The following is an 18,630-nucleotide window of genomic DNA, read 5'->3' as shown; positions in this document are numbered from 1 at the left end:
AATATTAAACAAATAGTTACTAATTTATATCCAATGCACACAGCGCTATAATAGTCACAGGTGCACCAAAATGATTCACAAAACCGATAAAAGTTAATTTATGTAATCGGTATATTTCCTCAGCTAGCCTGCGAATCAATATGAATAAATGAGGTTTAAGGCTATGATTAGCCACATCTCTCTCGCTGAAATTACCTGCAGGATATACGGGAATGTCTGAGTCGTTAGCCCAATATCAACAAGATCTACGCCGTTTTTCCGATGAATTAATTCGCATCCAAACGCCAATAAAAATCTTAGATGCCATCAAATGGCCGCGGGAAATGGAGGAGCGTTTTCTCTCAAATAAGGGCACTGTACTACCGGCTATCAAGCAAGAGTTCTATCAAAACATTGCCTTACCTTTTGACCCCGTCAAAACCCACGCAGAACTCGCCTCCCTAAAACAGGATATCCATAGACGTTTAGGTAAACGGGATAAACTCGGCAAGATATTGGTGGCTAACGTCGATCAATATCGCCTTGTGGTCGATATGCTCGAAAACAGAGGCACGCCGACCTTTGGTAAACTTAGCCAAGAATTATACGGCAGCGCGAGTCACAGATTGCACGGCGATCGTCATACGCTGCGACAGTTAGGCGATAAACTCAGTTATATCTTCTCGCTGCCGGCAGCGAGACACATGAATAAACATCACCCTAAGATTATTAGCGCACCCGAAGCGGTTCACGTACTCAGTCAACGTTTAGAGAAATATTTCCATAGCGATGACATGCGTGTGCGCCTCAGTGACGGTATCGTCTCCGATGCCGCTGTGGGTGGCGATACCGTTAAGCTCAATAGCAAAGCCATGTTCAGCGAATCAGATCTCAATGTATACGAGGTTCACGAAGGTTGGGTGCATGTCGGCACAACGCTCAATGGTCGAGCCCAACCCCACGCCACTTGGCTCAGTGTCGGTTCGCCGCGAGTAGCCGCGACTCAAGAGGGTTTAGCTGTTTTACTGGAAATGCTGACCCTAAGTTCAAATCCAGGGCGAGCTCGACGCATCAGCGACCGTGTCGCCGCGGTCGACATGGCGGAAAATGGCGCCGACTTTATTGAAGTATTCAATTATTTCAGAGGATTAAACCTGAGCGCGACCGACAGTTATCGCGTCACCCAAAGGGTTTTCCGTGGGGGTATGGTAGAAGGCGGCAGCTTCTTCACTAAGGATATTTCCTATGTGCGCGGCTATGTGGAAAACATTAACTTTATCCGCAGCGCTATCACCTCAGGCCTTCCCGAACTTATCCCTATGTTGTTCCTCGGTAAATTGGCGATCGAAGATATCCCAGTGTTATACCAAGCTTGCCAAGAGGGCATACTGACGACACCGAAATATTTACCGCCCATGTTCGATAACTTTAGTGGTCTTTATGCTTGGTTTGGGTTCGCCTCAGGCTTAGCAGGAATCGATTTGAAAGGCGTACAACGTCACTTCACTCGCCTGTTTAAAGACGTACCAAACGTCGAACCAACCTTTGAGTTACTCGACGATACTGAGTTCGACAACAACTCGGATTAATACAGAAATGTTATTGATTTAAAATATAAAAGCTCACAACTATGTGAGCTTTTATATAAAACTAAACTCTAATCTTCGATAGAGAACCCTTCACCATTACATTCAAAATACAACTCACAGGCAGGATAACTAGCTTTGCCGCACGCGTAGAAAATAATGGCATTTCCACCCAACTTTTGAACTTGAACTTTCAAATCTTTTTTAAGATCGTCCAAACTGACGTGTTCAGCAGGATAAATTTGAGTACTGCAAAAGGTAGTGGATACTTCACCTAAGCTCATAAACTTGTGCCTAGATATTTCTGCCTGAGAATACACTTCAACAGTACTAGCGACGGCATTATTTAAAGCGACAGCACCAGCATTGGTTCGAAATGTCACGCCGTTACACGCTGTCAGTAGTGAGCAAAAAACAATGACACACAAACTTTTATTAAACATTTTATAAATTCCATTTTATTAGATACTTAGTATTTTAAAATAATCTACAAGCTTGATTTTGCAGCTTCATCGGCACGCTTTTTAATGAAGTATTCCCGTGTTAACCCAAAGACCACAGGGCTTAACAGTGCCAAGGCGATTAAGTTAGGAATGGCCATCATGGCGTTTAAGGTATCAGCCAATAACCAAATAAAATCTAACGAGCTAACGGCGCCTAGTGGCACGGCTATGGTCCATAGCAACCTAAAAGGTTTTACCGCTTTAATACCAAAGAGATACTGCACACATTTTTCGCTGTAAAAACTCCAGCCAATAATGGTGGTAAAGGCAAAGATAGACAAGGCGATGGCGACGATATAATTACCCAGAGGCAAAGCATGGGAGAAAGCGTATGACGTCAGCGCAGCGCCATTCTCACCTGAGGTCCAAGAACCAGAAACCACAATGGCCAAACCTGTAATCGAGCAGACCACGATCGTATCGATAAAGGTGCCGAGCATAGCCACCAGCCCTTGCGCCACGGGATTATTAGTTTGCGCCGCAGCATGGGCAATCGGCGCGCTACCTAAACCCGCTTCGTTGGAGAATACGCCGCGCGCAACACCAAAACGAATCGCCGCCCACACAGCTGCCCCCGCAAAACCGCCTTGGGCTGCCACTGGATTAAAAGCGCTGTGAATAATTAGGGCGAACGCCGCTGGTACGTCTTGAATATGCACTACCAACACACCAAGGCCAGCAGTGATATAGAAAATCGTCATAAACGGCACTAACTTACCGGCGACTTCAGCGATACGCTTAATGCCCCCCATCAATACCGCGCCGACCAGCAGCATCATCACCACGCCAGACACCCAAGCCGGAACGCCGAAGTTACTGCTTAATGCTGCCGCCACTGAGTTGGCTTGTACTGTGTTGCCAATACCAAAGCCAGCAAGTGATCCAAAAATCGCAAACAGTGTGCCCAACCAAGCCCACTTTTTACCGAGACCATTTTTAATGTAATACATCGGGCCACCGACATGGTTTCCCTGATCGTCCACTTCACGGAATTTAACCGCCAGCACGGCCTCAGAATACTTAGTCGCCATGCCCACTAATGCGGTGCACCACATCCAGAACAACGCGCCTGGGCCACCGACAAAAATTGCCGTCGCCACGCCCGCGATATTACCCGTACCAATAGTAGCTGAAAGGGAAGTCATCAGCGCATTAAACGGACTCACATCCCCTTTCACATTTTTATCTTTGTCGGGAATACGGCCAGACCAGAGTAACTTAAAGCCTGTGCCTAACTTCAGAATGGGCATTAATCTCAGCCCGAGGGAAAGAAACAAACCAACGCCTAAGATCATCACCAACATAGGTGTGCCCCAGACAAAGCCATTAATCAGGCCAACAAACTCCGTAATCGCTTCCATTCAAACCTCGTGATTGCTTGTTATTGTTATAGTTTGACTGACGCCGTCGGATTAGGACTTGGCCTAACGAACACGACATATCAAGGAGCCAATCTAACAGTTGCACCTCAGATTACAACGAATAGTTAACAATTGGAAATCTAAATCATGTGCGAATTTATCCGAAACGGATTGGCAAGCAGAATCATTGCCGAGCGGTGAGATATTGATTTGCAACACAAATAAAAACTCCCCGCATTGATGATGCAGGGAGCCTCTCGAGCAGTACGCCGCTAAGTAGGATGGTTAACTTAAGCTGGTTTCCACACTAACTGTGGCAGCGCGGTTAAATCTAACCTGTCGCCATGGGTCGCAATCGCGGTGGCTTGAGGTTTAGTCTTAGGATCTTGGTTAACCACATCGACCAATCCATGCTGCGCATCGGGTTCTCCGTGGACTAAAATCAGCGGCGGTTGACCTTCAAAGTGGCGATACCAACGTAATAACTCAGCTTGATCCGCATGGGCAGAAAGCCCGCCCACTGTGTGTAATTTTGCCGCGACTTTAATGCTATTTCCGTGGATAGTCAGCTCCTCAACACCGTCGACCAAGGCACGTCCCGGTGTGCCAAGGGCTTGATAACCACAGATAATCACATCGCATTCAGGACGCCATAAATTGTGCTCTAAGTGGCTACGAATACGCCCACCGTTACACATGCCGCTCCCCGCGATAATGATCAATCCTTTATGCACTTCATTCAGCGCCATCGACTCTTCGGTCGTCTGGATAAATTCGACATTCGACAACAGCGGATGCTGCCCAGGATGTTGGCGGGTAAAACGTTTAAAATCCTCATCCATCAGCGGATAATTATTAACGTAAACGCGAGTCGCCTCAATCGCCATGGGACTGTCTAGGCAGATTTTCCAGCGGCCGAGATCCCATTCTTTAGCATATAAATGAAAAAGATATAATAACTCCTGCGCCCGTCCAACCGAGAAAGCTGGCAGCAAGATATTGCCTTGGCTCTCGTTGACTGTCTTAGCAAAAATGTCTTTCAATTCGGCTAAGGTTTCAGTCCAACTGCGGTGAAAACGGTTGCCGTAGGTGCTTTCCATTAACACTAAATCCGCCGTATCCACTAAGGTCGGATTGCGTAAAATCGGCATACCCGCACGGCCAAGATCGCCACTGAAGACGACTTTTTTCTGGGACTTACCCTCGCCTAACCACAATTCAACCAAAGCAGAACCTAAAATATGCCCCGCATCTGAGAGACAAATATCCACATGGGGAATGACCCGAGTTACTTGGCCGTATTCAAGCGGCACAAATTGGGTGATGGCCTGTTCAGCATCTTCGACGGTGAATAGCGGTTCTAAGGGTTCAAGATCATGTTTAGCGCGCTTTTTATTGACCCTTTCTGTGTCGCGGGTCTGCAGCATGGCCGCATCTTTGAGCATGATGGCGCACAGTTCTGCCGTGGCTTTATGGGTGTAGATTGGCCCATCAAAACCCGCTTTAACTAAGAGTGGTAAACGCCCTGAATGGTCGATATGGGCATGGCTGAGCACAACAGCGGAAATAGACTCAGGGTCGAAGGCGAAGGGATCATGATTACGCAGTTCATCCGCTTTACCACCTTGGATCAAACCACAATCGAGTAATAAGTGTTCATGATCGACCGAGAGTAAATGGCACGAGCCGGTCACTTCCTCTGTCGCCCCTAAAAACTGCAGTGTCATTCGCATGGTGTCCCTCCAACGTTTTTACCTTGTATAAAGCTAGACTATGCCCTTATTACTCAAAGAAAAAGGATTAATTGGTCGCATGCTAGCAATGTCAACTTTCGCAGTAACACTCAAGCATCAATAACCTAATAAAGGGTATAACTGGCCTTGGCGCACGGTTTTATCGGCATTGATTAGGGTGTCATCACGCTGCCATTGTTCGAGCAATATCTGCAATGGCGCTTTGACCTCAGCGGCCGTCATACCAGCGCGAATACTCGGGTTATAGAGCAGTTTGAGCAGAATGAAATCGAGCCCTGTAAGTAAATCCTGCGGGGTTTTATCGTTAAAAATGGAGGGGAATACTTTTTCAGAATCATTGGGCAGCCCGAGCACTTGAGTAATTTCCTCAACTACGCAAGCCACTAACTTACCGTGCATTTGCGCCTGATCAACGGGAATGATCACCCATGCGCGTTCAATTTCACTCTTAGCATTAAGGGCAAACTTGGCCATACACACTGAGCCATGGACATTCTTCGCCGAACTTGGCCCCATTAAGCGGGTAACCTCGCTCTCCCATTGGGATTGACGGGTAAACACTAAGTGCAGATTTGCATCCAAGAGCGTATCCACCAGCTGAATATCATGACCCGTAATCTCGGCTAAGTGCGCTAAGTGCATCCGTACTAATTGAGTGTGCAGCGCCCTGTAGCCCACTTGATGTTCGACAAACACTCGTACCGGAATGCGCCACTTACGCACCCGGTGTTTCGCCACGTCATACTCATTTTTAAGGGCAATTTCGCTGAAGGCTTGGGTGATGTAAGTTAAGTTTTTCCAATCACTTGCTGGTGTTAATGTCGGAATTAACGCGGGCTGCGTTTGAGCGGCGTAAAGAGGTAAGGCTAACAAACTTAAGCACAAGCCTAAACTCATACACAGGCTGCGCCAAAAACGCCGACACGCAGGTAATATTAACCCTTTGTAGTTATGTGTTGATGCCTTGAGCCACGTTTGCATTAGCACTTATTCCACAGCTTGCCGAGGTAACTTAATCGAAATCATAGCAGTGATGCCGATAAAAGCGGTCGAAATCCACAAACAGGCAGCTAAACCATAGGCTTGATACACTAAGCCAGACAGCACAGTGCCGACTAAACGCCCCATAGCATTGGCCATATAGTAGAAACCCACATCCAGCGACACCGCATCTTCACTGGCGTAACTCACAATTAAGTAACTGTGCAGCGACGAGTTTACCGCAAACAGGGCACCAAATAACATGAGACCCAACAACAAACTGGCCTCGGGATAAAAACTAAACTGTATCGCGCAGGCAATCAGCGCTGGCACAAAGGCCAACATACAGGCCCAAATTAACGCGCTGCGGCCATCGGGGGCTGTATCAGTTAACTGACTTTGCGCTTGGCGATTGCCCGTGATCTTAGGTGCTAGGGTTTGCACTATGCCGTAACCGATAACCCACACAGCTAAAAAGCCGCCCACAGCCCAATGATCCCAGCCTAATTGGCTGGCCAAATACACGGGTAGCGCCACCACAAACCACACATCTCTGGCAGCAAACAGGAATAATCGCGCCGCCGAGAGAATGTTTACGCTGCGACTCTTAGAGAAAATCTCCGTAAATTTAGGCTTATTCTTGGCTTTACCTAAATCCTTTTTCAGCATCACTAAACTGAGTAACCAGACGAGTCCAAGCATGAGCGCCATAGCGGCGATCGCCAGCTCAAACCCGAGCAAGGCAAGCAAGGTGCCGCCGAGGAAAAAGCCCGCACCCTTGAGGGCATTTTTAGACCCCGTTAATAGGGCAACCCAGTGGTAAAGTTTGCCCTGCTCGCCTTTTGGCACCAGTAGTTTTATCGCGCTTTTGGCACTCATCTTATTGAGATCTTTAGCGATCCCAGATAAAGCTTGCGCCGCCATCACCCAAGGCACGCCAGCAAGCCACAAAGGTAAACTCGCCGCCGGCACTAACAACATGACTAAGGCAAACACTTGCATGCCAAGGCCCAAGTTCATGGTGCGATTTAACCCTAAACGCGCCCCTAGCCAGCCGCCAATCAGATTGGTCACTACGCCAAAAATCTCGTAGAACAAAAACAGCATAGCGATCGCCAGCGGACTGTAGCCAAGATCGTGAAAATGCAGCACCACTAACATCCGTAGTGCGCCGTCGGTTAAGGTAAAACTCCAATAATTGAAGGTAATCAACAAATATTGCCGCACGGCAGCAGGCAATTGCATCAGTTGTTCAAATGGCTTGGCGGCAATCAATTGAGCTCTCCTAGCGCGGCAAATCAAGCTGGCCGACTAAACGGGCAAGCTCAGCGGTGCGATTGGCATAGCCCCATTCATTGTCGTACCACACATAGAGTTTAAGTTGAGTGCCATTAATCACCATGGTCGAGAGCGCATCTATGATGCTTGAGCGCGGATCTGTCTTGTAATCCACCGACACCAGCGGCCGCTCTTCATAACCTAAAATGCCCTTAAGCTCACCTTCGGCGGCGGTTTTAAGTAGCGCATTCACTTCTGCTTCGATAACGGCGCGTTCAAGCTCGAACACACAATCGGTCAGCGAAGCATTAGCCAGTGGCACCCGCACTGCGTGACCATTAAGCTTGCCCTTAAGCTCAGGGAAAATATGGGTAATCGCAGTCGCGCTGCCCGTAGTCGTTGGGATTAAACTCAAACCACAGGCGCGGGCACGGCGTAAATCCTTATGCGGCGCATCGAGAATAGTTTGAGTGTTAGTAATATCGTGGATCGTAGTCATAGATCCGTGCTTGATGCCGATCTGCTCGTGGATCACTTTCACCACAGGCGCAAGGCAGTTAGTGGTGCAAGATGCGGCGGTCACTATGGGATGAATGGCAGGATCGTATAACTGATGATTAACCCCGATCACTACGTTTAGCACGCCTTCTTCTTTCACGGGAGCAGTGACAACCACCCGCTTAACACCTTGATCTAAATAAGCTTGCAGTAATGCTTTGGTTTTCATTACGCCGGAGGCTTCAATCACCACATCACAACCGGACCAATCGGTATCGGCGATGACTTTATTACGCGTGGTGCGAATGATTTTATCTTGGATCTGGATCTCATCGGCATTCGCCGTCACGGGATAACGCCAGCGACCATGGACAGAATCAAACTCGAGTAAATGTGCCAATGTATGCGCATCACCTGCGGGATCGTTGATCTGCACAAACTCCACCTCATCCCAGTCCCATGCCGCGCGCAGTGCTAAACGCCCCATACGCCCGAAGCCATTAATGCCGATTTTGATTGCCATGATGATATTCCAATATGTTGATTTTAAATTTTTATGTCTTTAATTTTTTATATTTTCTTAACGCTACTAACGGTTTACTTAAACGATAACACCGCCATTGCCAAAGGCTGAGACTGAGTATGGCAATGGCGTGTATTTATTAGCTTATGTTTCTTAACTTATATGCTTGGCGAACGAGCAGCCTTGACTGACTAAAGCTGACTACAACTTAGTCCCTTAACCATCCTTCAATTTCGTCACGGGTCGGTACTGAGCCGCTGTGTATGAGTTCACCATCGATCACTACCGCAGGCGTCTTCATCACTTTAAATTTCAACAGGGTTTGAGGATCTGTGTCCTTTTTCACAATCGCATCCACGCCCATTTCTTCTGATATGTCCGCAATCATCTCGGCGGTTTTACTACATTTAGCGCAACCACTACCTAATACTTTGACTTGTTTCATGTTATTTCCTTAAAGATACGGTGCTGCAAAATTAAAAATCCAACCTACTAACGTAAATGCCGTCAATAGCACAACCAACAGCACCGCCAAAAGGCGCCACTGCATCACTTGTTTCAGTAAAATAAATTCGGGGAAACTGGCAGCCACTGTGCTCATACAAAACGCCAGCGTAGTGCCAATAGGCAGGCCGTTCGCCAGCAAACTTTCCATCACAGGAATGATGCCGGTCGCATTGGAATACAGGGGAATGCCGACTAATACGGCCGCAGGCACAGACCACCATTGGCCTTGGCCTAAATGGGTTTCAACCCAACCTTCAGGCACAAAACCGTGCAAGGCAGCGCCAAGACCCACGCCGATAATGACCCATTTCCAGACGCGGCCAAAAATCTCAAGCGCCTCAGCTTTAGCAAATTCATGACGTTCAGATAAAGATAAGACCCGCTCAGTGGTAGAAACCTCATTCGATTCCGCCATCTGGCGTCCACAAACGAGGGCTTCGGCGGCGAAGGACTGTAACCAACGCTCGGCCTTAATCGCATCTAACAATAGTCCGCCGAGCATACCCACTGTCATGCCCACAGCCACATATAGCAAGGTAAATTTCCAGCCGAGTAAACTCATGAGCAGCAGGACGGCGACTTCATTGATCAAAGGTGAAGTGATCAAAAAGGCCATAGTGATCCCAAGGGGGATCCCCGCCGAGGTAAAACCTAAAAAGACAGGGATACTCGAGCAAGAACAAAAAGGCGTGATGGCGCCAAAAATCGACCCCAGCAAGTAACCTACTCCCTTATTCTTACCCGCTAAATAATCTCGAACTCGCTCAACATCTAAGGAAGCCCGCAGTAACGCGATGAAATAAATCATCACCACCAGCAATACAAAAATTTTACTGACATCTTCAACAAAAAAATGCACTGCTCCGCCCAAGGCCGAACCCGCCTCTAGGCCAAACACGCCGTACACTAGCCAAGTCGCAAAATCAGTAAATATTTGGAACATATTGATCCCTACACTGACGGTTTACTTGCTTAAATGTCGCTAGAATCGCGCGAGTCTGCTCGACCCTAAACTCACAATTGACTAAGACTCTACTCACTTAGACTCAGCACGAAATGACAGAGCACCGCTTATCACTGCCCCCTGTCACGACTGCTTAACAGCAGTCGCTTAGCAACAGGCCGTAACGCGATCGGGTCGACCGCCCATCTGACAAAGATTACGCACGTTCTCCTGCAAAAAGCTGTCGTTATCATCACAGGTTTGGCCAAGTACCTGCTGGCACCAAGGCGCGATCTCAGCATTGATCCGATAAAACACCCATTGACCCTGGCGCCTATCAACCAACAACCCAGCCTTTTTCAACTGAGCCAAATGGCGCGAGACCTTAGGCTGACTCTCAGACAGCGCAGCCATCAGCTCACACACACATAATTCACCTTCACGCTGGATCAGCAGCAGGCATTTAAGCCGAGTCTCATCGGCAAGTGCCTTAAAAAATGTGACGGGTTGCATCGATTGCTCCCAAAGTTGATTGGAGTATATATGGTAAATAATATATATGAAAAAACGTATGTGTTGAGTTATTTTTTACAGAAATGTGAGATGCATTGACGAGGAGGATTGATTATTAGAAATCAGAATTGATACAACTCAATGAAAATATTATCGAAAATACTGTTGAAGGCTATCCGCTGGAGTTGCAGTTTTTACTTCTTGTTCAGCCAACAGTTATTGCTCTAGCAAGATAATTTTATCGTCAGTTGTGCGACATTCATTGTCATTGTTTCCCAGTGACTCGCCATCCGTTTCTTTTATAAGAAGTATCCATGATGGCTCAGTTCAAACATCCCTGTTTTAAAAGGTCACTGGTGAAACAATGCCAATCCTAACTAATCCTTTAGCAGTCCATTTAGCTAAAAAGTAATTGTCCTAAAGTGAGATAAATTCATTATTTAGTGAGTGTAGGTTCCACTGAATTTACAACATATTTCCTTAAGGTGTGAAAGGTGTTGTTTAGGCATTGGTTGACAGTATCGCGCCAAAAGCAATGAGACCAAAACCGCACGCCTGATTGATTCTATGACCAAACTTTTTAAGCATGTTACTCGCGTGTTTTGATGTCACTAGGTAAGCGACTATACAAAACCAAGCTGCATGTAAAAAAGCAATGTAAAAACCATAGGTAATGGCGAAAGACATGCTTTCATTATCAGATGAAATGAGTTGGCTGAAGACGCTAAGAAAGAAAATCATCGTCTTAGGATTCAATGTATTACATAAAAAACCTTGAAATATATACTTTCTAGTTTGTGTGGGTTGAACGTTTGTTTTTTCATAGTCTAGATCTAACTTGGAACTGACTAATCCTGTCACACCAAGATAAATTAAATACGCTGCACCAACATACTTCACTATGCTAAATAAAACCGCATTTTGAGAAACTAAATGACTGATCCCAATAACAGAATAGGTAATATGTACACAAACACCTATCCCTATCCCAAGAGCCGTTAAAACGCCTGCTTTTCTGCCATAGATTGCACTATTTTTAAAAACCAAAACAAAGTCAGCTCCAGGACTTACCACGATTAAAAGCCCAAACACTGCAAAACTTAATAACTCCATTTTATCTCCTCACTTTTCATAAGTTTGAGATAATTGTATAGATTTATTGATGAGTTATAATCGAAAAAAAGGCATCCTAAATGTGAGAAAAAGTCACAGATGAGACATTTAAAAGCATTCTATGTATTTCATGTTACGGCAGAGTCATCGAATTACAGTAAAGCAGCAGAGAAACTTCATATCACTCACGGAGCAGTAAGTAAGCAAATTAAATTGCTGGAGAGTCATCTATCGCAGATGCTGTTTTACAAGCAAGGCAGAGGAATGTGTCTAACGCAGGAAGGTGAATTGCTCAAGCAGTACACTGACATTGCTTTTAATGCTTTAGATAATGGAATTAAGAAGTTAACAAGGGAAAGTAACAAACATCTCGAAGTTTCCTGTGAACCAACATTAACGATGCGCTGGCTGATGCCTCGACTGGCCAGTTTTTTTCGGCTTAAGGGTATTGATGTTCGGCTATCAACCGCTGGAGGACCTGTAGATTTAAATGAAACAGGATTATCTTTAGCCATTCGGCGCGATGACTTCGATATTAGCCCTGAATATACGGCGCACAACTTAGTCAATGAGTGGGTTGGTCCTGTTTTTTCCCCTGAATATTGGAGAAAATCTCAGAACAACTTAGGTGATATTGTTCTTCTTCATAGTGAAACGAGACCTTCTGCATGGTCAGATTGGTCATCACGCTCAACACATACCTTTTATACGAACAAGTCCAAATCCTTTGAGCATTTCTATTTCTGCTTACAGGCAGCAGTTGACGGTTTAGGGGCTGCGATTGGATCATATCCTCTTATAGTAGATGACTTGAAAAGTGGGAGACTGGTCGCTCCATTTGGATTTACTCAATCCGGACATAAGTACGTACTGCTCAGTCATACAGAAAGACTGGGAAGCAATGAATTAGAGTTCTTAACGTGGTTAGAAAAAACCATGTCTTTATGCCAACCAGAAACTCCTTAGTTCAGATTTTAGGTATGGAACGCTAACTTAGAAATATCCCAAGCCGTTCAAATCTCACATCACCTTAATAACTGATTTTTTACCCAGCAAGCAGACAGACCATGTCTATGCGTCAGTTAAGTTTTAGAGGAAATCTCAAGCTGAGATAAGTTCAGTCTGTTAAAACAGCGGAGGGTTAGTGACTCACCTAAACTTTGATAAGCCATCACATCAAAGTCAGTGCTGATTTTAATGATGAAACAACTTTCATTCGCTTGCCTTACTCTTTCCCCTAAATACAAATCGGTAATTCGATGGGGAAATATCAAACTGTTGACGGAAATGGCGCCGAAGTGAGGTGGTAGAAGCGAAGCCAGCTTGTTCGGCGATGCGATCGATGGAGTGGTCTGTCGTTTCTAAATATCGTTTCACCATAATAAGCCGTTGATTAACCAACCAGAGTGAAAAACTGGTACCTGTGGCTTGTTGAAAACGCCGAGTAAAATGGCGGCGACTGATGCAGGCTTTCTCAGCCATAGTGTCAACCGTCAGCGGCGACCCAATATTTGCTATCGCCCAATCCATGATGGCGGATAAAGGCTCGCGCTGATTAACGGCTGGAACGGGAATATCTATGTATTGAGCCTGACCACCTTGGCGGTGCGGTGGCACAACGAGATGGCGAGCGACTGCGTTAGCCGTTTCAGATCCCCACATTTGCCGAACGATATACAGGCAGCAATCAATACTCGCGGCAGTGCCCGCAGAAGTCACCACATCTCCATTATCGATATACAGCACCTTCTCATCGACAAACACATTCGTGTGCAGATTACGAAAACATTGTGCCCAGCGCCAATGGGTGGTGGCGGAACGTCCGTCGAGTAACCCAGCGGCAGCAACAACAAAAGCGCCCATGCACAGGCCTATGATGCGCGATCCATTGGCGTGTGCTTGCTGCAAGGCATTAATAATGCAGGGTTCTGGCTCGTGTGCAGGATCATCCCAACTCGGCACTATGATGATGTCTTTTGAGCTTAGTTCATCCAGCCCCTTTTCAACTATCATCGAGAAGCCTGCGCTGGTTCTGAGTATTCCAGGTGTGGCGGCGCAGATGGTGATTTCGCAGGCGGGCGTGCCATCGGCCTTGAGCACTTTTTCAAAGACTTCATAGGGAACTGACAGATGAAATGGAATGATCCCATCAAAGACCACTATGGCTATGGTCACTTTTGAAGCTGTTTCTATCTCACTCTGGTTCATCGTATTTATCATCGTCGGCTCAAACTATCCTTAATGTCGCTCACTCAAAGATACCAGCTAATACTCATTTATGTATTAACGGGTATCTTGCGCTTGTTGGCCGTTATAGTCGCACCACTGGCATGTTGAGCACCGCTTGAGTAGTTTTAATCTCAGCAAAAACATCGGCGACACCGGCTATTGCAGCACTTTGCAGCGTGGCGTGATCTACGATAGATCCGTCCCAAGTTGCCAGATCGCGAGTGGCGGTGGCATCTTCTGCAATGATCACATCATAACCCATAGGCACAGCATCACGCGCCGTGCTCGACACGCACATGTGCGTCATAAGCCCAGTAATCACCAGTGTTTTGATGCCCTTCTCTTTCAGTTGTTGATCAAGATTAGTTTCCACAAACGAACTCGGCGTCGCCTTATTGATAACAAAATCAATTTCTAGCGGTTGTAGATCCTGATGAAACTCAGCGTTAACGCTGCCTTCCGCAAATAGTGGCCCAGCAGCAGATCCTAAATGACGCACAAAATAAACTGGCATCGCATTCTGGTGCGCAAATTTAACCACTTGCTTGGCTTTGCCCAACGCTTGCTTGCCGTTCGGGATCGGCATGCTGCCAGTGAAATATTCGTTTTGAAAATCAATCACCAATACAGCTGTCGTGTTCGCATTCAGTTCCGTTGGCGCTTGCGCCTGAGTCATGGTGCGGATTGTCGGTGCTGATACTTTATTGCTTGTCTCTGCGCTGGCCGTTGCACTCGCCATCGAAAGTGCCAGAGCACTGCATATTGCTACTTTTTTCATCGTAAATATCCTTGCATATTCTGTGTCACGGGCCGTATTGCCAAGTGATGCGGGCATTATGCAGAGCACTTAACGATACGAATAGGCGGATTTGTGACGAAAAACAGTACTTTTGGGCCAAAGTGGCCGCATCGAACAACTTAGGCCATCAACCAGACGACCAAGGTGATATTTTTCGCGGATTTAGATGCGCAGCACTGTGCTATAACTTAGAAAGGTAAGGAAAGAACAGTGCTATAGCATTCAATACCGACCTGAACGATGCGGCATCACTGCCTATTTGCAATATCAGCTTGGTTCGCTTTGAGAGTGAGTGATTGACTGTGTGGCAGCGATGTCGGCCCACAGATGTTGAAGCTTGATGTGACATCACGACATTGTATCGATGCGATGTATGCAAACGATACTCTGCAGCAGTTGCAAGCAAGGGGGCGTTCACTCAGTTAACACAGCAGGGGCTACCAACTATGCTAACCCCTGCAAAATCATATGCTCACAGTCCGCGCTGCCATTCTTGTCTCAGGGGAATGCTGCGCGGTGCATTGATGGCGAGTGCAACCTGTGCCAGCAATTTCGCCTTGTCCTTACCTAATACACCCTTGAGCACAAGGTAATTAGAGGCATGATCGGATCTAAATATCGTTTGCTCTAATTCCAAATGATCCAATAAGGTGTGCATTTCTTGGAACAAGCCCATTTGATCCGGCAACTGAAATTGCCCGCCAAATACCGCGTCCATTCGCTCCGTGCCTAGCGGTAAAGTGACTACCAATGTGGATAAATAATCGGGCTGGGCGGCATTCATTAACTTGGCCGAATTAACCGCATGTTGATGGGATAGCGCGACACCGCCTAAACCATTAAGGATCATCACAGATGACTTCATCCCCGCCGCGCGGATTTTAAGCAGTGCCGCTAAGGATGATTCGAAGGTTTCGCCCTTTTGGATTTTGGCGAGCACTTCGTCATCGCCACTTTCGCAACCCACATAGAGTAAAGACAGCCCGAGTTCGCGCAGACGTGCGAGTTGCTCTGGGGTTTTATTATTCAGATTGCGCGGCAAACAATAACTGCTGATGCGAGTCACCTGCGGCAAGTGGCGGTTGATCAGCTCACAAATCGCTTCGAGGCGCGCAAAGGGCAAACTCATGGCATCGCCATCGGCCAAAAATACCCGAGAAACGGGGACGCCAGACTGAGCAACGGCCAAAATATCCTGCTCAACCTTGTCGAGCTTTTGTGCCCTAAAGGCTTTTTGCGGTTGGGTATACATGTCGCAAAAGCTGCACTGGTTCCAACTGCAACCATTAGTCACTTGCAGTATCAATGACTTCCATTCGGATGGCGGTCTAAATACTGGCTCGATATAGTTAATCAACACTGCAAGCTCCTAATAATTGGTCTCACGGTTAAACAATGATTTGGTGATAGGTTTCCACATGGAACGACTCAACCAATTCGGGCATCACTTGGTGGAAATAATGTTGAATGGCGTCTTTAGCACAGTGCTCATCGAAGGCGGCAATATCAACAAACTTCTCTACAAACGTCACACGGCGTGGTTCATCACGGCTCACATTGAGCTCGTAACGAATACAACCCGCTTCGCGGCGCGTGTCAGGAATAAGGCTCGCGAGCGCCGCGATCAGCGCTTCGGTTTTGCCCTCTTTAGCCAGAAAACTCGCCACGCAGGCAATTTGTTGTTGATTGATTTTATAGTCCGTTGAAGTCGACATCTCGGTTCCTTATTGGCTTAATGTTGAATGCATATGTGCCTAGCTCTTGTTGATCGCTTATGTTGATAATTGATGTAGATAACTCATATTGATAGCCGCTTATGCTGATTGATAGCGCATATCTAAATGGGGAATACCATCTTCTAAATACATCTCAGAGCAGGCGAAAAAGCCGAGCTTTTGATAGAAGGCTTTAAGGTAATCTTGGGCGCCAATTTGGATCCCCGCATCGGGCCAAGTCGTCAGTGCCGATTCGATGGCGTGCTGCATTAAAGGCATGGCTAGCCCTTTGCCCCGTCCCGCAGGCGATACCACCACGCGGCCGATACTCGCCTCTGGATAACTTAAGCCCGGCGGCAAAATACGCGCGTAGGCAAGCAGTTCCCCATCTGGCGATAAGCCAATTAAATGCTGGGTTTCTGGGTGCCTATCTTTATCATCAAGCTCAGGATAAGCACAGGCCTGCTCGACCACAAACACATCGACTCTTAACTTCAATATGTCGTATAGGGTATTGGCATTTAATTGATTAAATGTAAGATTTTGCCACTGCAAACGATTATCCCTCTGCAAATCATCGAAAAAGAGCTTTGAGTCTACCACAGCATAAAGACCATAAAAAAGCGCCTTAATCCGCGAGGACTAAGGCGCAAAACTGTTGCGCAAACCAATAGATCTGGGGAAATCTATGGCGACAACAGGATAACGAAAAACGTTATTACTCAACCATGGCATCGTGGGCCACAGACCCAGTCGGTTTTCGGATCAGCAGCACGGCAAATACAGCGATGAGTAGCAGAGCGCCCATGATGTAAAACACATCGTTATAGGCCTGAATATAGGCTTGCTGACTCATGGTTTTGCCCAGCAAAGCTTTCGCCTGCGCGGCCGCGGTATAGGGATCTGAACCTCCGGCCTGCAACAGGCTTGCGCTTTGGGCTAAATAGTCCTGCGCTTGCGTGCTCACTGCGGGTAAGGATTCCTTAATATGGGCCAAATGCCCGCGCGCCAGCGTGTCTGATAGGGTAGCGACCAGCGCAATACCAAAGGCGCCGCCTAAGTTACGCATTACGTTTAATACCGTCGACGCCGAGGCATTTTCATGGGGTTTCAAATGCATAGTCGCGAGCATACCAATAGGCACCAGAATAAACGGTTGACCTAAGGCCCGCACCACTTGCGAGGCAATCATCTGCGGTCCGGCGTAATCTGCGGTCATCTGGCTATTCATGTAATAGCTAATAGCGAACATTAAAAAGCCAAAGGCGGCGAGATATCGACTATCGAAGCGCTCCATTAATTTTGGCACTAAGGGCAATACCAATAGCTGCGGAAATCCCATCCACATAATCACGCCACCAATCTCTAACGGTGTGTAATCATGGACTTGCGATAGATAAAGCGGGATCAAATAGATAGCGCCGAATAGTGCCATCCCCAGTAAAAAATACGCCACGGTGGAGAGCACAAAATCACGCTTACCGAGCAGGCGCAAATTCACTAACGGTTCTTTACGCCTTAGCTGGATCCAAACAAACAACACCAGATTGACTACGGCAATAATGGCCAGATTACGAATGAGCTCCGAGCCAAACCAATCCTTGCGGTTACCTTCTTCAAGCACCACTTCAAGGCAACCCATGCCCAGCGCCATAGTGACTATGCCCGCCAGATCGACATTCTTCAGCTTATCCCAAACGACCGACTGTTTTTCTAAACCGTAGGCCAACATGGCCATCACCAACAAGCCCGGTGGCACATTGATATAAAACAGATAATGCCAGCTAAACTGCTCAGTCAACCAACCGCCTAAGGTCGGGCCGATTGAAGGCGCAAAGGTCGCCGTCACGCCAAATAATGCCATGCCGACGGCACGTTTGTTATCGGGTAAAAACTCAAGGATCAACCTAAAGGCCAGCGGAATAAGCGCACCACCAAAGAAACCCTGTAGCGCCCGAAAGGCGATCATGGCCTCTAAGTTCCACGCGATTGAGCAAAGCACAGAAGCAAAGATAAAGGCTGCTGTAGTCCATAACAGATAACGCCTGACCGACAATCCCGTACTGAGCCAGCCAGAGAGCGGAATAGCGATCATCTCAGCCACCAGATACGCGGTTGAAATCCAACTGCCTTCTTCGAGCGTAGCCCCAAGACTGCCTTGAATCTCCTTCATCGATGCATTGGTGATTTGGATATCGAGGATCGCCATAAAGGCGCCGATCAACCCACCAAATACCGCGATCCATGAGCGGCGACTGCCACGCTCATAATCAGTAGGCTTGTTAGGGACACTGATGCCCTGCGCCTCCATATCGGCAGACGCAGTGATAGAGCCAGTTGCGCTCATA

The 18,630-nt window shown here is 47.1% G+C and carries 18 protein-coding genes; 2 read left to right on the top strand and 16 right to left on the bottom strand.

The window, feature by feature from the left end; translation table 11 throughout:
• Positions 1-212 precede the first annotated feature (212 nt).
• Positions 213-1,568 carry a flavohemoglobin expression-modulating QEGLA motif protein gene (locus tag Q4Q52_RS02695; RefSeq protein WP_259523078.1) on the top strand — a complete coding sequence of 452 codons (1,356 nt, stop codon included), beginning with the start codon at positions 213-215 and terminating at the stop codon, positions 1,566-1,568.
• Positions 1,569-1,636: 68 nt separating this feature from the next.
• Here Q4Q52_RS02695 and Q4Q52_RS02690 read toward each other — a convergent pair whose 3' ends face one another.
• The 10 genes from Q4Q52_RS02690 to Q4Q52_RS02645 all read right to left on the bottom strand — a co-directional run bounded on the left by Q4Q52_RS02690 (position 1,637) and on the right by Q4Q52_RS02645 (position 11,539).
• Entirely contained in the window at positions 1,637-2,008 is a 372-nt protein-coding gene (locus Q4Q52_RS02690; protein WP_259523080.1) for a hypothetical protein, read from the bottom strand.
• 44 nt (positions 2,009-2,052) lie between these two features.
• Positions 2,053-3,429 (bottom strand): sodium:alanine symporter family protein, encoded by a 1,377-nt coding sequence (locus Q4Q52_RS02685; RefSeq protein WP_259523082.1) that lies wholly within the window; start codon positions 3,427-3,429, stop codon positions 2,053-2,055.
• A gap of 290 nt (positions 3,430-3,719) precedes the next feature.
• Entirely contained in the window at positions 3,720-5,162 is a 1,443-nt protein-coding gene (locus tag Q4Q52_RS02680; protein WP_006084249.1) for an MBL fold metallo-hydrolase RNA specificity domain-containing protein, read from the bottom strand.
• A 117-nt stretch (positions 5,163-5,279) separates the two neighbouring features.
• Positions 5,280-6,164 (bottom strand): DUF2927 domain-containing protein, encoded by an 885-nt coding sequence (locus tag Q4Q52_RS02675; RefSeq protein ID WP_311989781.1) that lies wholly within the window; start codon positions 6,162-6,164, stop codon positions 5,280-5,282.
• Positions 6,165-6,170: 6 nt separating this feature from the next.
• Complete coding sequence (arsJ, locus tag Q4Q52_RS02670; RefSeq protein ID WP_311989780.1) at positions 6,171-7,439, bottom strand: organoarsenical effux MFS transporter ArsJ; 1,269 nt, start codon at positions 7,437-7,439, stop codon at positions 6,171-6,173.
• Between the two features lie 10 nt (positions 7,440-7,449).
• Positions 7,450-8,463 carry an ArsJ-associated glyceraldehyde-3-phosphate dehydrogenase gene (locus Q4Q52_RS02665; protein WP_311989779.1) on the bottom strand — a complete coding sequence of 338 codons (1,014 nt, stop codon included), beginning with the start codon at positions 8,461-8,463 and terminating at the stop codon, positions 7,450-7,452.
• Between the two features lie 208 nt (positions 8,464-8,671).
• Positions 8,672-8,908, bottom strand: a complete 237-nt coding sequence (locus tag Q4Q52_RS02660; RefSeq protein ID WP_006079976.1) for a thioredoxin family protein — start codon at positions 8,906-8,908, stop codon at positions 8,672-8,674.
• A gap of 9 nt (positions 8,909-8,917) precedes the next feature.
• Entirely contained in the window at positions 8,918-9,913 is a 996-nt protein-coding gene (locus tag Q4Q52_RS02655) for a permease (RefSeq protein ID WP_311989778.1), read from the bottom strand.
• Between the two features lie 168 nt (positions 9,914-10,081).
• On the bottom strand, positions 10,082-10,426 hold the full coding sequence (locus Q4Q52_RS02650) for a metalloregulator ArsR/SmtB family transcription factor (protein WP_311989777.1): 345 nt from the start codon (positions 10,424-10,426) through the stop codon (positions 10,082-10,084).
• A 501-nt stretch (positions 10,427-10,927) separates the two neighbouring features.
• The gene (locus tag Q4Q52_RS02645; RefSeq protein ID WP_006079973.1) at positions 10,928-11,539 is read right to left on the bottom strand and encodes a LysE family translocator; all 612 of its coding nucleotides are present in this window, start codon (positions 11,537-11,539) and stop codon (positions 10,928-10,930) included.
• 99 nt (positions 11,540-11,638) lie between these two features.
• Here Q4Q52_RS02645 and Q4Q52_RS02640 point away from each other — a divergent pair, with 99 nt between their 5' ends.
• Positions 11,639-12,505 (top strand): LysR family transcriptional regulator, encoded by an 867-nt coding sequence (locus Q4Q52_RS02640; protein ID WP_311989776.1) that lies wholly within the window; start codon positions 11,639-11,641, stop codon positions 12,503-12,505.
• 246 nt (positions 12,506-12,751) lie between these two features.
• Here the strand turns inward: Q4Q52_RS02640 and Q4Q52_RS02635 are convergent, their stop codons facing one another.
• The 6 genes from Q4Q52_RS02635 to Q4Q52_RS02610 all read right to left on the bottom strand — a co-directional run bounded on the left by Q4Q52_RS02635 (position 12,752) and on the right by Q4Q52_RS02610 (position 18,629).
• Positions 12,752-13,759 (bottom strand): helix-turn-helix domain-containing protein, encoded by a 1,008-nt coding sequence (locus Q4Q52_RS02635; RefSeq protein ID WP_311989775.1) that lies wholly within the window; start codon positions 13,757-13,759, stop codon positions 12,752-12,754.
• 91 nt (positions 13,760-13,850) lie between these two features.
• Positions 13,851-14,546 carry a cysteine hydrolase family protein gene (locus tag Q4Q52_RS02630; protein ID WP_311989774.1) on the bottom strand — a complete coding sequence of 232 codons (696 nt, stop codon included), beginning with the start codon at positions 14,544-14,546 and terminating at the stop codon, positions 13,851-13,853.
• 493 nt (positions 14,547-15,039) lie between these two features.
• On the bottom strand, positions 15,040-15,927 hold the full coding sequence (locus tag Q4Q52_RS02625) for a radical SAM protein (protein ID WP_311989773.1): 888 nt from the start codon (positions 15,925-15,927) through the stop codon (positions 15,040-15,042).
• 28 nt (positions 15,928-15,955) lie between these two features.
• On the bottom strand, positions 15,956-16,282 hold the full coding sequence (locus tag Q4Q52_RS02620) for a putative quinol monooxygenase (protein ID WP_006084260.1): 327 nt from the start codon (positions 16,280-16,282) through the stop codon (positions 15,956-15,958).
• A gap of 99 nt (positions 16,283-16,381) precedes the next feature.
• Positions 16,382-16,837: a GNAT family N-acetyltransferase gene (locus Q4Q52_RS02615; RefSeq protein ID WP_071940051.1), complete on the bottom strand. Its 456-nt coding sequence runs from the start codon at positions 16,835-16,837 to the stop codon at positions 16,382-16,384.
• A 163-nt stretch (positions 16,838-17,000) separates the two neighbouring features.
• On the bottom strand, positions 17,001-18,629 hold the full coding sequence (locus Q4Q52_RS02610; protein ID WP_311989772.1) for a DHA2 family efflux MFS transporter permease subunit: 1,629 nt from the start codon (positions 18,627-18,629) through the stop codon (positions 17,001-17,003).
• Position 18,630: the final 1 nt, after the last annotated feature.

Source organism: Shewanella sp. SP1S2-4 (assembly GCF_031932075.1).
In the GTDB taxonomy this organism is placed as follows: domain Bacteria; phylum Pseudomonadota; class Gammaproteobacteria; order Enterobacterales; family Shewanellaceae; genus Shewanella; species Shewanella baltica.
The sequence above is the reverse complement of the archived record's forward strand: the minus strand, read 5'-3'. Positions and strand labels throughout refer to the sequence as shown.